14 protein-coding genes and 1 pseudogene are annotated in these 12,409 nt (G+C 60.6%); 2 read left to right on the plus strand and 13 right to left on the minus strand.

The features are described from left to right. Positions 1–17: 17 nt before the first annotated feature. The 10 genes from argE to AK821_RS09580 form a co-directional block, all read right to left on the minus strand. The gene (gene argE / locus AK821_RS09540; RefSeq protein ID WP_064389440.1) at positions 18–1,166 is read right to left on the minus strand and encodes an acetylornithine deacetylase; all 1,149 of its coding nucleotides are present in this window, start codon (positions 1,164–1,166) and stop codon (positions 18–20) included. Further along, on the minus strand, positions 1,163–1,840 hold the full coding sequence (locus AK821_RS09545) for a DUF1028 domain-containing protein (RefSeq protein WP_064389441.1): 678 nt from the start codon (positions 1,838–1,840) through the stop codon (positions 1,163–1,165). Before AK821_RS09545 ends, argE begins: the two co-directional genes overlap by 4 nt. 118 nt (positions 1,841–1,958) lie before the next feature. Beyond that, positions 1,959–2,375 (minus strand): RidA family protein, encoded by a 417-nt coding sequence (locus AK821_RS09550; protein WP_008086115.1) that lies wholly within the window; start codon positions 2,373–2,375, stop codon positions 1,959–1,961. Positions 2,376–2,431: 56 nt separating this feature from the next. Continuing rightward, complete coding sequence (locus AK821_RS09555; RefSeq protein ID WP_064389442.1) at positions 2,432–3,751, minus strand: flavin-containing monooxygenase; 1,320 nt, start codon at positions 3,749–3,751, stop codon at positions 2,432–2,434. A gap of 336 nt (positions 3,752–4,087) precedes the next feature. After that, a complete protein-coding gene (locus tag AK821_RS09560) occupies positions 4,088–4,354 on the minus strand; it encodes a FecR/PupR family sigma factor regulator (RefSeq protein WP_064389443.1) in 267 nt (88 codons plus the stop codon). 140 nt (positions 4,355–4,494) lie between these two features. Next, the gene (locus AK821_RS09565; protein WP_064389444.1) at positions 4,495–4,713 is read right to left on the minus strand and encodes a hypothetical protein; all 219 of its coding nucleotides are present in this window, start codon (positions 4,711–4,713) and stop codon (positions 4,495–4,497) included. Positions 4,714–4,790: 77 nt separating this feature from the next. After that, positions 4,791–5,288: a PaaI family thioesterase gene (locus AK821_RS09570; RefSeq protein WP_064389445.1), complete on the minus strand. Its 498-nt coding sequence runs from the start codon at positions 5,286–5,288 to the stop codon at positions 4,791–4,793. Positions 5,289–5,296: 8 nt separating this feature from the next. Beyond that, positions 5,297–6,454 (minus strand): GGDEF domain-containing protein, encoded by a 1,158-nt coding sequence (locus AK821_RS09575; protein ID WP_064389446.1) that lies wholly within the window; start codon positions 6,452–6,454, stop codon positions 5,297–5,299. 106 nt (positions 6,455–6,560) lie between these two features. After that, the gene (locus AK821_RS30795; RefSeq protein ID WP_161806650.1) at positions 6,561–6,716 is read right to left on the minus strand and encodes a hypothetical protein; all 156 of its coding nucleotides are present in this window, start codon (positions 6,714–6,716) and stop codon (positions 6,561–6,563) included. Positions 6,717–6,746: 30 nt separating this feature from the next. Beyond that, the gene (locus tag AK821_RS09580) at positions 6,747–7,004 is read right to left on the minus strand and encodes a hypothetical protein (protein ID WP_064389447.1); all 258 of its coding nucleotides are present in this window, start codon (positions 7,002–7,004) and stop codon (positions 6,747–6,749) included. Positions 7,005–7,173: 169 nt separating this feature from the next. On the opposite strand from AK821_RS09580, the gene AK821_RS09585 reads away from it, so the two are divergent. Together AK821_RS09585 and AK821_RS09590 are read left to right on the plus strand one after the other, a co-directional pair. Then, positions 7,174–7,818, plus strand: a complete 645-nt coding sequence (locus tag AK821_RS09585; protein WP_064389448.1) for a hypothetical protein — start codon at positions 7,174–7,176, stop codon at positions 7,816–7,818. An 86-nt stretch (positions 7,819–7,904) separates the two neighbouring features. Continuing rightward, positions 7,905–8,243, plus strand: coding sequence for a hypothetical protein (locus tag AK821_RS09590; protein ID WP_064389449.1), 339 nt, complete (start codon positions 7,905–7,907; stop codon positions 8,241–8,243). 270 nt (positions 8,244–8,513) lie between these two features. Here AK821_RS09590 and AK821_RS09595 read toward each other — a convergent pair whose 3' ends face one another. The 3 genes and pseudogenes from AK821_RS09595 to AK821_RS31190 all read right to left on the minus strand — a co-directional run. Continuing rightward, positions 8,514–9,707, minus strand: coding sequence for a GAF domain-containing sensor histidine kinase (locus AK821_RS09595; protein WP_064389450.1), 1,194 nt, complete (start codon positions 9,705–9,707; stop codon positions 8,514–8,516). Between the two features lie 137 nt (positions 9,708–9,844). Next, positions 9,845–12,022, minus strand: a complete 2,178-nt coding sequence (locus AK821_RS09600) for a TonB-dependent siderophore receptor (RefSeq protein ID WP_064389451.1) — start codon at positions 12,020–12,022, stop codon at positions 9,845–9,847. A gap of 242 nt (positions 12,023–12,264) precedes the next feature. Then, a pseudogene (locus tag AK821_RS31190) lies at positions 12,265–12,409 on the minus strand (hypothetical protein); the annotation flags it as partial.

Consider the following 12,409-nt stretch of genomic DNA (forward strand, 5'->3'; position numbering starts at 1 on the left):
TACAGGCGGACCGGGCTTCAAGCGCGGATAAACGCCAGCACACGCTGGAGCATGTCATCGCAAGCCTTCAGTTGATCGAGGCTGACAAACTCGTCGGGTTTGTGGCCCTGATCCATGCTGCCGGGCCCGCAGACCACGGTGGCAATGCCCACCGCATCAAACAGACCGCCTTCAGTGCCGAACGCCACCGTGCCAAAATCTGTCGAACCGCAGAACGCCGCAATCAACTCGGCGGCCTGGCTCTGCGCATCGGTGACCAGCCCCGGATACGCCGACAATGCGCTGAAGCGGATGTCACTTTGCGCACTGACCGCACGCATGCGCGGCAGCACTTCGCGCTCGGCGTAGGCTTGCAGTGCTTGCGCGACCAGCGCCGGATCCTGCGAGGGCAGGGCGCGGATTTCGAAGTCGAAACGGCAATCGGCCGGGACGATGTTCAGCGCTTTACCGCCGCTGATCAGCCCGGTTTGCACGGTGCTGTAGGGCGGATCGAAACGTTTGTCGTGATGCTCCGGCGCTTTCAGTTGCTGACCGAGGCGCCCCAGCTCGCCGATCAGTGCGGCGGCGTATTCGATGGCGTTGACGCCGAGCGGGGCATACGCCGAATGGCACGGATGGCCATGCACGTCGCAGCGCATTGCCAGTTTGCCCTTGTGGCCGAGTACCGGTTTCAGTTCGGTCGGCTCGCCGATGATGCACAGCAGTGGTTTGACCGGACGCTGCTCCAGCACCTTGAGCAACGAACGCACACCGAGGCAGCCGACTTCTTCGTCATACGACAACGCGATGTGCACCGGCAGGCGCAACGGCGCCTGTACCAGCGCTGGCACCAGGGCGAGCACGCAGGCGATGTAGCCCTTCATGTCCGCCGTGCCACGCCCGAACAGTTTGCCGTCGCGCTCGGTCAGTTGAAACGGCGGCAGTGTCCACGGCTGGCCATCGACCGGCACCACATCGGTGTGCCCGGACAGCACGATGCCCGGTTGATCCACCGGGCCGATCGTGGCGAACAGATTGGCTTTGCTGCGCTCATCGTTGTAGATCAGCGCGCAGGGCACGTCGAAACCTTCGAGGTAATCACGTACGAATTCGATCAGCTGCAAGTTGGATTCACGGCTGGTGGTGTCAAACCCCACCAGCGCCCTGAGCAACTCGATGCTGTTCATCGATCATCACCGGCGACGCCATAACCCGGCGCTTTGGCGGGGTCGAGGGCGCGGTCGATGTAGTCCTGAAGCTGCGGCTGATAGGCATCCCAGAGCTTTTGCAACTGACCGATCGGGTCTTCATCGGCCCAATCCACGCGCAAATTCACGATCGGCCAGGTCTGTTCACCGACCACGACAACAGCAGCCGAATGCACCGGGCCGGCTTCACCACCGAGCGCTTGCGCGGCGTGCAGGGCTTTGAGCAGACGATCGGCGAGTTGCCCTTCGCCATCCTCAAAGGCACTGACCATGGCTTCGATCACCGAACGCCCTGCGAGCATGTTGCCGGCGGCAACGCATTGTTCGCCGGAGACCGCGTTGTGCACGCCGAGGGTTTGCGCACCGCTGAAGTGCGCGGTCTGGCCGAGGTGGTTGATCGCGGTGATCTGGCGGTACTGGCTGTAGCCGTTGCGGGTGAGAACTTTGTCCAGCGCATCGTCCGGGGCCAGGCCTTGCTCCATCAACGCAAGGACCTCCGGGCCGAGGGACGGCAGGGTGATGTTCTGGCTCGACACGGCGCCAACGCCCGGCAGCAGCCATGGGCAGCGGGCGCCGACGGCGATGCTGGAGGAACTGATGGCGACACCGAACTGGCCGGTTTCGGCGCAGCGGGCTGCGATTGAAAAGGTCATCTAATGAACTCCTTGGGTGTCTGGACTGGCCTCTTCGCGAGCAGGCTCACTCCTACGGTGAAGCATTGCAAATGTAGGAGTGAGCCTGCTCGCGATGGCCATAACGCGGTGAGCCTGCTTACTCGGGAATCACCGCAATCACATCAATCTCCATCAACCACTGCGGCTGCCCCAGCGCCGACACCACCAGCCCGGTGGAGATCGGGAACACACCTTTGAGCCACTTGCCCACTTCGCCATACACCGCCTCGCGATAACGCGGGTCGATCAGGTAGGTGGTGGTCTTGACGATGTGGCTCATGTCGCTGCCGGCTTCTTCTAGCAGTTGCTTGACGTTGCGCATGGCTTGTTCGGCTTGCGCACGCGGATCACCCAGACCGACCAGATTGCCGTCGAAATCAGTACCGACCTGACCACGGACATACACCGTGTTACCGGCACGCACGGCCTGGCACAGATCATTGTCCAGGGTCTGGTTCGGGTAGGTGTCTTTGGTGTTGAACATACGAATGCGCGTGTGGGTTGGCTTGCTCATGTGCAGCTCCAGAGTCAGGGTTGCCCGGCGCAATCGGCGCCGGAGCGAAAAGGACATCAAGCGTCGACGGTGTCGGCAACTTTGTTGTGTGTCGGCGCGTGCAGCTCGGCTTCACGCTGCTCGGCATCGCGGTAGTCCAGATACTTGCGCTGGGTGGCAATGTGATCGGCGACGTGCTTGGCGTCGTGCCACACGCCCCAGATGAACGACGAACCCCGGCGCGACTGCCACGGCAAACCAAGGAAATACACACCCGGCTCGCTCGACACACCGCGCTGGTGCACCGGCTTGCCCTTGTCATCGAACGCGGCGACTTGCAGCCAGGAGTAATCCACGGCAAACCCGGTGGCCCAGATGATCGAGGTGATGCCAGCCTCGGTCAGATTCAAATCGGCCAGTGGGTTTTTCACGCACTCAGGCTCTGGATACGTTTCGCGGGCCTCCGGTTCTTCCGGCAGGTCGAGGCCGTTGCGCTCGATGTAGGCGTCGGCGGCATCGAGCAGCGCCAGATAGTTTTCATCGCCGCGATTGAGGTTGCCGACCAGATCCTGCTTGAAGGTCACCACGCCGTTATTGAACGACTCGGTGACGCCAACCAGCGTCATGCCGCGATGGGCCAGACCCCGGAAGTCGATAGTGCGCCCGCCATGGGCGCCACTGACCGCGATGGTCACGTGCTCACGCCCCGGTTTCATCGCCGCCTGGTCCCACTCGCCGAGCACGCCCAGCCACCAGCAGAAATCACGGTTGCGGTAAGCGCGAGGCGGGCGGTCGTGAGCGCCGACCGACAGGTAAACGCGCTTGCCGGAGCGTTGCAGTTCATCGGCGATCTGTACGCCGGAAGAACCGGCACCGACCACCAGCACCGCGCCTTCCGGCAGTTGCTGCGGGTTGCGATAGTCAGCGGAGTGGATCTGCAGCAGGCGTTCGTCTTGCGGGGCAATGGCCGGGATCACCGGTTTCTGGAACGGGCCGGTGGCGGCGACTACGCGACTGGCTTCGATCACGCCTTCAGAAGTCTGGACGGTGAAACCCGGACGCCCGACATTGCGCACCACGCTTTTGACCTCGACACCGGTACGAATCGGCGCGTTGAATTTCTTCGCATAGGCTTCGAAGTAGTCGGCCACGCGTTCTTTCGGGGCGAAGCCGTCAGGGTCGATGTCATCGAATTCCAGCCCCGGAAAGCGGTCGTGCCATGCCGGACCGTTGGCGACCAGCGAGTCCCAACGCCCGGTGCGCCAGCGTTCGGCGATACGGTCGCGCTCCAGTACGATGTGCGGCACCCCGAGTTTGCTCAGGTGCTCGCTCATCGCCACGCCCGCTTGGCCGGCACCGACGATCAGCGTGTCTGTTGTTATTATTTCAGTGGTCATCTCTACATCCTTCCTAGCAAGGCAGTTGGATTCGGGCGCTGTCAGGCTTGTCCGTTTTGCTTGAGGTCAGACTAGGGAGAGGGGGGGTGTCGGTAAAATATTATTAAGCTGGGATATGAAGATAAAATTCTGATGCAGATGGGTTGAAGCCTTTGAATACGGGGCTTCAGGCCTCTTGGAAGGGAAGGAGTGACATCACACGAGCCAGATACTTTCCACCGTCAGGCAACAAAGCCAGGACGACTTTGATCGCGGCGATTTTCGCTGCAGAACATCATCGAGACGCGCGTGATGACTCAGGGGCCGATTTGATTGCGCCGTGTTGTGCTACAGCGCCTAGGTCTTTCGCGTCTCGATTTGCCCGGACAAGTGGCCGGTCAGCAAGGTTTTCGCAGTCATCGGCTGAGCCGGCAAATGTTCGCTGAGATCCCAGATCTCAAGCATCTTCGCGTACTCGAAGGCATGGCGCGGATCCGCTTGCACCCACTGTTGAAATGCCAGTCGCTCGTCGGCGCGGCAATTGTCGTCGTGCAGCCGCATGCACCAATGAGCGGCCTGGTCGAGGACGGTTGCGTCCGTTTCCTCGGGGCGGGTCGTATACATAGAGCGCTACCTGTTGGTTCGATTCAGCCACTCTACGAAGCGGTTTGATAAAAAAACGTCAAAAAAACACGTGATGAACGTTTTTTCATCGACGGGCACGCTTTGTCGCTGTAGCAACTGAATCGATAGCTGACTGCGAGCTAATTGCCATCGGCAACCTTGCGCTCGATCTCGTCAATCTTGCGCTGCAGTGTTTCGGCATCCTGCTCTTTGGTTCGGTTCGTGGTGGGGGTGATCACCTCGTCCACGGCTTTGGTATCTGTATCCGTGTCCGCCAGATCGCGTTGCACCACATTGACCGGTTTTCCCGAAGTGTCGACGGCCGGTGTTGCGGGGCGGGTGTCGTCAGTGTTGTTCATTTTTCTCAACCTCCAGTGACCTGTACGTTGGATACGGTGGTCGGGCGGGAGTTCGAGATATTTTCGCTGAGCAGCGATCATCCCTGTCCGTGGGCCGCCGCTGCCAGTTGCCCGGTATCGACCCGGACAAATACCGAATCGCCAATCGCAGTGAGCACCTCGCCGGCATAGACCTCGCAGATCACCCGGCTCTTGCGCCCGACTGCGCCTTCGACCTTCGCCCGCAGCGTCAGTGTCACGCCCATGGGGGTGGGTTTGATGAACTTGATACCGAGGTTGCCGGTGACGCAGTCGATGCGCGGCAGGCTGCCGGCTTCGCGTTGTTCGTTGCGGTAGTGATAGGCCATGGCGGTCCAGTTGGAGTGGCAGTCGACCAGCATCGCGATCAGGCCGCCGTAGACCAGTTGCGGCCAGCCGCAGTATTGGGCGTCGGGCAAATGTTCGGCGACAACATGCACGCCATCTGCATGCCAGTGACTCTTGATGTGCAAACCCTGCGGATTGCTGCCGCCGCAGCCGTAGCAAACGCCTTCCGGGGCGGCGATGTCTTGCAGGGAGGTTTCGGGGCTGGACATGCGATGGGTCATCCTGGAGTAGTAAGCCCGTTCAGGCGTATGCGGTTGCGCCCACCGCGTTTGGACTCATAAAGCGCGGCGTCGCCTTGTTCGATCAGCGCTGTGAGGCTGGCCGGCGGTGTGTCGAACAGGCTTGCGCCGATGCTCAGTGTCACGGCGACGGGCGTGGGGAAAGTCTGTGAGGCGGTCGCGAGAAACTGCTCGCGCAGGGCGTTGCCCAGTTCGACGATGCGCTCAGTGGAGACGTTGCTCAGCAACATGACGAACTCGTCGCCACCCAGGCGCGCGGTCAAGGCATTGCGTGGCAGCAGCGAACGAACGATCTCGCTCAGGGCAATGAGCAATCGATCGCCGGCGGAATGGCCATAGAGGTCGTTGACCAGTTTGAAGTTGTCGATATCGATCAACAACAGAGCGCCGCGGCGTTCTGGCGAAACGTCGGCGAGCAGGCGTGGGGCGCGTTTTTCGAGGGCGCGGCGGTTGTACAGGGCGGTCAGCGGGTCCCGCTCGGCGAGGCGGGCGATTTGCTTTTCCCGGCGGTAGCGTTCGGTGCCGGTCATCGACAGTGCAATCAACATGATTGCCATCGCGCCCTCAACCAGAGAAATCTGGATGATTTCGCCCCTGAACGCGGCCAGATCGATCAGCGTGCCGGGAATCACCACGGTCGCCGCCTTGGCGACGTAGAACATGCCGTGGATCAGCAGCACATAACGCAACTGCACCGCGCCGACGCTCAACGACTTGCCGTGCGGACGCAGCAGAAAGCTGCCTTTGAGCGTTGCCGCCGCGACCAGCAGCGAGTTGGCCACCAGCATGACCTTCGACCACTGCGGTCCGTCCGGTAGCAGTAACAGCCCCAGCCAAAGCACGAAAATCAGGAACCAGGCACGCGACAACCGCGTCTGGGTGAAACGTGCGACACCGAGCAGGAACAGAAAATGTGCGGTGACCAGCAGGCCGTTGGCGAACCAGATTCCGATCAGCAGAAAGCCGTTGCTGCGCAGCAGGGCGAGGGTGGAACCCACGGTGATCGTGGCGAACCCGGCGCTCCAGAACAGCAGCGAAGGTTCACGAATGCTGCGCCACTCGACCGCCAGGTACAGCGCGGCAGCGGCCGCGAGCGCGATCGAAAGGGTCAACATCGTAGGCGGGTCGAGCGGCATTTCTTCTGGGGCCTGTCTGTGGGGCGGCAAGACTGGCGATTGTAAGCGTTTGGGGCGGTTTTGGCAGGAGGCTGGCGCGAGCGGCAGCGGCCGTCGCGCCGAACGGTTACCGACTGGCGTCGAGCACCAAGCGGCGGCGCGCCTTGCCGCGGTGCAAATGCTCGACTGACTCGTTGACCTGGCGCGTGAGCAACATCTCGACCGCCGGCAGAGTCTGGTGCCGGACGCAGAATTCAAGCAGCGGCGCCATGGTGGCAAGCATTGCTGTCCAGTCGAGCTTGGCGTTGGCGAGTCAAATCGAACGTTGCGCCTGCGCGAGCCAGGTATCGACCACTCGACGATCCAGCTCCTCCCAGTACGCCATGCCCAATACCCGCGTGGTATTGAGGCCGCGCAAGTAACCGCGCAGTTGATTGGCGGTGTCCTGGATCAACTGCGGATCGGAGATGTTTTTGTCCAGCAAGACGGTTTCATACTGGACGAGGTATTCGGCCACTCGCTCGCGAAAATCGGGCAGAACGGCGTCGCGGATCAGGTCAAACGTTCTCAAAGCGGGATCCTCATTGATCTTTTTCTACTTGTAGTGAGTGTGTAGCAGTCTGCTCGGCGCGCAACTATTGCTAGAAGTAATAGTGACCATCACTAAACGCAAGTTCTGCTTTGTCGGCAATCAGCGGAAAATCGGCGCCATCGAACACGCAGCTCAAGGAATTTGCGCGATGAAGACTTTGACCCGACTGGCTCTGGTCGCCCTGTTGATGGGCGGCGCGATTGCCACTGCACCCGCCTACGCGGGCAACGCCGGGTCTTGTCATCTTCAGGCCATCGCCGGCAGCAGCGCGGCGTTGCAGCATTCGCAGACCGTGGGTGTGCTGTTCAGCGAGAATACTCTGGAAAACCTGCAATACCTTGAGCGCTACCACGACATGGCGCTGAACGGCGCAAAAGATGCGCTCGATACACGGATTCGCCAGGCGTTCGTTGCCAGCTCCGATCCGGAACTGGCCATCGACTGGTTGATGAGTTCGTTGCAGCAACAGTTTCTGTCGGTGACCGTCTACGACAATCTCGATGCGCTGATTCAGGCGCATCCGGACATCGTGGTCAAGCTCGACACCTTCAATCGCTTGCTGACGCAACGCAACAGCCTGGTCGAAGCGCGGTTCAGCGCACGCTTCTACGACGCCGACTTGCAATACATCGGCAAGGCCGAAGGCGCTGTCGAGAAACAATTGCCTTCGGCCTGGGTGCATGACCAGGCAGCGCCGCAAATCGCCGCGCAGATCGACAGACAGCGTGACCTGCAACTCAGCGCATTGAAGCAATTCGATGTGTCGCTCAAGGCCTTGGTGGCGTCGAGCTGAACACTTAAAACATAAATGGCAACGGCGGCTCCGTGAGGCTGAACCGTTGTCGGTAGAACCGAACCTTTATTTTCAGGATTACACCGATGCGTCCTTTTGTGCCTGCCATGGCTTTTGCTTCCTTGTTGCTCGCCGGTTGCGCCTCTGCGCCGAACAACCCGACCCTGACCTTGCAGACCAGCAAGACCCCTGCGCAATACGCCGATTGCGTTGTGCCGAAACTGCAGGGCAGTGCGCTGAACCCGACGGTTTCGCAGACCCAGCGCAGCTACCGGATCGTGGTGCCGAGCAAGATTTCGGCGGACAACATACTGGAAGCCTACAAGGCTGGCACGGGCGGCAAGGTGTTCCTCTACGAGCGCCACTTGCTGGCCTCGAACTACCTGCCTTCGAGTTTTGAACGCGCCGCGCAGGACTGCATCTGATTTCCTCCCGTACACGTATGTAACAGAGCTCCTTTGGTTGGCCGCAACCAACCAATTTTTTGCCCCGCGCCTTCATTCGGTCGCGGGGTTTTTTTTGCAATTTTTTCGCTGAGAACAGGCAAGACCCATTGCAGGAACGGGCTGCTGTAATATGCCTCACCTCATTTATCACGAGCACTGAAAATGGATTCTCACTCGATTCTGACCTTCACCCTGGTTGCCGCGATCCTGACCATGCGCCGGCAGACGGCATAAACGCAGGGCCCTGGATCAAGCCCACTTGAACTGCGCCGGGAATCTTGCAACAAAGCAGGTTCCCGACTCGGCATGGGATGTCACCTGCAACGTGCCGTTGTGTGCGGCGGTAATCTGCGCGGCGATGTACAGGCCCAGCCCAAGACCTTCACCGCGCTGACCGGCTTCGGATCGGGAGAACGGTTCGAACAGCATTGGCATCAATGGCGCCGGAATCGGCGTGCCCTGATTGCTCACCGAGATGACGATTTCATCGCCCTCGGCACACGCCTTGAGGATGATCGGCGCGCTGGTCGAGCCGTGAGTGACCGCGTTGCCGAGCAGGTTGGAGAGCAACTGGCTGATGCGCAGGGCATCGCAATAGACCCCCGCCGGTACGTTCAATTCATGAATGAAGGTCGCGCGCGGGTGCGAAGCCTGGACCTCTTCCAGGGTCAGCAGCAATGTCCGTTGCAAGTCATCCACCAGTTTGCGCTGCACCGGAATCCCGCCACCCAGACGGCCACGGGCAAAGTCGAGGATGTTCTCGATCAGCACGCCCATGCGCATCGAGCTGTTGCGGATGGCCGACAACAGATTGAGTGAGCGCTTGTCTTCGGTTTTGGTTTGCAGCAGGTCGGCGCTCATGCGAATCGCGCTCAGCGGTGTGCGCAGGTCATGCCCGAGTACCGCGATGAATTGCTCGCGCAGCCGCCCGAGTTCATTGGCGCTGGCCAACTCGACTTTGGTGGCCTCCAGACGGCTTTGCGTGTCCAGGCTCATGGCGATCAACTGGGCGAACAGCGTGAGGGTCTTGGCGATCGCCGGTTCATCAAGGCTCGCCGGCACGGAATCGATGGCGCAGAGCGTGCCGAAAAAATCGCCATTGGCTTTGATGATCGGGATGGAAATGTAGCTTTCCAGGCCGTAGGTCTTCGGCGTGTGATGGCGGGAAAAGATCGGGTGCGTACTGGCGTGGCCGAAAATCACCGGTTGCTGGTGTTGGCGGATTTCGTGACAGATGGTCGATTCAAGCACCAGTTCGCCGCCGGGCCTGAGCCCGAAGTCGATCGAGTCGTCGACGGCGCAGGCGACCCAGTGGCGGTCAGTCACCCTTGCCACCGCCGCGAAGCGCATGCCGGTGAGGTGTTTGACCATGCTCAGAATCACCGGCACCGCATCAATCCTGCTGATGGCTTCGATATCTGGGACAAATTCCGGATTGTTCATGAGGCGGCGCTTGGCAATGAATTCGCTCAGAGACTATCCGTTATCGCCGGCCATGACTAATCGGCTGGCCGAAAACGACGAGGGGCGCCTTGGTTTTTCCCGGCGCCCCTCGTGCTCAAGCGTTTACCGCGTTTTTTTTAGAACTTGTACTTGGCCGTCAGCATGTAGCTGCGCGGGTTACCGTAGTTGTCGGTGGAGCCCCACGTGGTGTTGTAGCCGATGGAGGAATAGTAGACGCGGTCAAAGATGTTGTTGGCGTTGACCTGCAGATCCAGGTGCTTGTTGACTTCATAACCGGCCATCAGGTCCGTTACCGCGTAGCTGCCCTGTTCGAGGCGATAGCTGCCGACGGTGAGCGGTACATCGTTGTACATGCGGCTCTGCCAGTAGACGTTGCCGCCGACGCGGAATTTCTCCAGCGGACCTTGCAGGCGATACATGGTCGAGACCTTGAACAAATGCTCGGGCGTATCGGTGTCGAAGCGCTGGTTATTGTTGTCCGGGTTTTCGTCCTTGATGTAGTGCGCGCGGGTGTAGGTGTAACCGGCGCCGACTTGCCAGTTCTCGGTCAGTGCGCCTTGCAGTTCGACATCCAGGCCTTGGCTGCGGACTTTGCCGGAGCCCTGGTAGCAGGTCATGACCGGGCAACCCAGCTGACTTTCGGCGAGGGTCGCACGGTTGGTCTGGTCGATCTGGAACACCGCCAGGCTGGCGTTCAGTGCGCCGTTGAAGTACTCGCCCTTGATGCCCACCTCATAGTTTTCGCCGACGATCGGGTCGAGCTGTTTACCGGAGAGATCCTGCTGGGTTTGCGGGGTGAAAATGTCGGTGTAGCTGGCGTACAGCGAGTGGTGATCGTCGAGCTTGTAGATCAGGCCCGAATAGCGCGTCAGGTTGCGGGTGACTTTGTAGTCGCCGTCACCGGTGCGGTCATCGTAGTCGTACCAGTCCAGACGGCCGCCGAGGATCAGCGTCAGCGGGTCGGCCAGGCTCAGGCGGGTGGTCAGGTACACCGCATCCTGCGTGGTCACCGTGCGGGTTTTGCTGTCACGCACGAAATCGGGTTTTGGTGCACCGATCGGCCAGGCCGTGGTGTAGGGGGCGTATTCCTTGGAGGTCGCATCGTAGGCGCGGTTGCTGGCACCCACGACCAGTTCGTGGGTACGGCCGAAGGCTTCGAACGGGCCGCTGGCAAAAGCGTCGAGGGCCGTTTGCTTGTCGGTGTGGTGCGACTGATAGGCAGTGGTCTCCAATGGGCCTGCGTAACGTGACAGGTAGGTGCCGGAGAACTCGCCGTTGAGCGTCGAGGACGAGCCGGCGAGGTGCAGTTTCCAGTCATTGTCGAAGCGGTGCTCGACTTCACCGAAGACGGTGTCGATCTGCAGCTTCCTGTTTTCCCAATCGGTGCCCGGGTAGGTGGAGCGGGGCAGGTCGAGGTGGTGGCCGTCGGTGCCGATTGGCAAGCCGCCCCAGAAATAGTTGGTCTGTTCGTTTTGACGGGAAAAGCCCAGGGTCGCCGTGGTGCTTTCGCTCAGGTCAGCTTCGCCGATGGCATAGAACAGACCGTGATCGTTCTGCTCTTTATCGCGGAAGCTGTCGGCGCCCTGATAGGAACTCACCACCCGGCCACGCAAGGTGCCGCTTTCATTCAGCTTGCTTGAGGCGTCGATCTCGCCACGGTAATCATCCCAGCTGCCGGCGGCGCCAGTGAGGGTCACTCGTTGGTCGGCCGTCGGGCGTTTGCGCACCAGGTTGATCGCCGCCGAAGGGTTGCCGGCACCAGTGACGAGGCCGGTCGCACCGCGGACGATTTCGACCCGGTCGAACATTGCCAGGTTCGGTTGCACCGCCATCGAGAATGGCGAATAAGAACTCGGCAGACCGTCGTACATGATGTTGTCGATGTCGAAGCCGCGAGCGCTGTAAGTCTGCCGGCCAGGGCCGCTGGACTGACTGAGGAACAACCCCGGCGTGGCCTTCACCACATCGTTGATGCTGGTCATGTTCTGGTCGTCCATGCGCTGCCGGGTGATCACCGTCACCGCTTGCGGCGTTTCGCGCATGGTCAGCGACAGCTTGGTCGCAGTCTGCATCGGGCCGGTGGTGTAGGAGTCCGAGCCCTCAGTGGTACTGCTCATCTGCGTCGCGCCGATTTCGGTGGCGCCCAGTTCCAGAGTGGTCGGCGCATCGGCTTTTTCAGGCGCGGCCTGGGGTTTTTCATCTGCAGAAACGCTTGTGATGCCCGCCATGCAGATGGCAATTGCCAGCAGGTTAGGCGAAAGGTTCGAACGGCGGTGAATGGTCTGAAACGACATCAATCTGCTTCCCCAAGGAGTACCAAAACGAATCTGATGCGGGCGCATCTAAGAAGTATTCGTATTAGCATGTCAGATTGATTCGCACGAAGAAAGATATACGAGTCAGATAGTTAACAAATTTTTCACATTTGGCGAGCTGGCTCGCACGCTTCAATCAGGACGATTTTGGCGAGTGAAGCCAGAGAATTCGCGGGGTGTAGAGGCGGGGGAGGGGGCCGGGGGCCGCGGGGGGGGGGGGGGGTGGCAGACCCGCCCCCGGCAACCACCCGCCAGTCTTCAGCGATCGGCGGGCTGTACAGCGTGGTCTGAATGCCGAAATCGCGGCTGCCGCTGACGGCGCCTGCATCGCTGTCGCCGCCACCGTTGGCTTTGCCGCCATAGGCT

Origin of the sequence: Pseudomonas sp. RIT-PI-r, assembly GCF_001297015.1 — a bacterium.
Classification (GTDB): domain Bacteria; phylum Pseudomonadota; class Gammaproteobacteria; order Pseudomonadales; family Pseudomonadaceae; genus Aquipseudomonas.

Excerpts from the sequence above, each read along its gene's own strand:
- argE (WP_064389440.1), bottom strand. The coding sequence starts at position 1,166 with ATGAACAGCATCGAGTTGCTCAGGGCGCTGGTGGGGTTTGACACCACC.
- AK821_RS09545 (WP_064389441.1), bottom strand. The coding sequence starts at position 1,840 with ATGACCTTTTCAATCGCAGCCCGCTGCGCCGAAACCGGCCAGTTCGGT.
- AK821_RS09550 (WP_008086115.1), bottom strand. The coding sequence starts at position 2,375 with ATGAGCAAGCCAACCCACACGCGCATTCGTATGTTCAACACCAAAGAC.
- AK821_RS09555 (WP_064389442.1), bottom strand. The coding sequence starts at position 3,751 with ATGACCACTGAAATAATAACAACAGACACGCTGATCGTCGGTGCCGGC.
- AK821_RS09560 (WP_064389443.1), bottom strand. The coding sequence starts at position 4,354 with ATGTATACGACCCGCCCCGAGGAAACGGACGCAACCGTCCTCGACCAG.
- AK821_RS09565 (WP_064389444.1), bottom strand. The coding sequence starts at position 4,713 with ATGAACAACACTGACGACACCCGCCCCGCAACACCGGCCGTCGACACT.
- AK821_RS09570 (WP_064389445.1), bottom strand. The coding sequence starts at position 5,288 with ATGTCCAGCCCCGAAACCTCCCTGCAAGACATCGCCGCCCCGGAAGGC.
- AK821_RS09575 (WP_064389446.1), bottom strand. The coding sequence starts at position 6,454 with ATGCCGCTCGACCCGCCTACGATGTTGACCCTTTCGATCGCGCTCGCG.
- AK821_RS30795 (WP_161806650.1), bottom strand. The coding sequence starts at position 6,716 with ATGCTTGCCACCATGGCGCCGCTGCTTGAATTCTGCGTCCGGCACCAG.
- AK821_RS09585 (WP_064389448.1), top strand. The coding sequence starts at position 7,174 with ATGAAGACTTTGACCCGACTGGCTCTGGTCGCCCTGTTGATGGGCGGC.
- AK821_RS09590 (WP_064389449.1), top strand. The coding sequence starts at position 7,905 with ATGCGTCCTTTTGTGCCTGCCATGGCTTTTGCTTCCTTGTTGCTCGCC.
- AK821_RS09595 (WP_064389450.1), bottom strand. The coding sequence starts at position 9,707 with ATGAACAATCCGGAATTTGTCCCAGATATCGAAGCCATCAGCAGGATT.
- AK821_RS09600 (WP_064389451.1), bottom strand. The coding sequence starts at position 12,022 with ATGTCGTTTCAGACCATTCACCGCCGTTCGAACCTTTCGCCTAACCTG.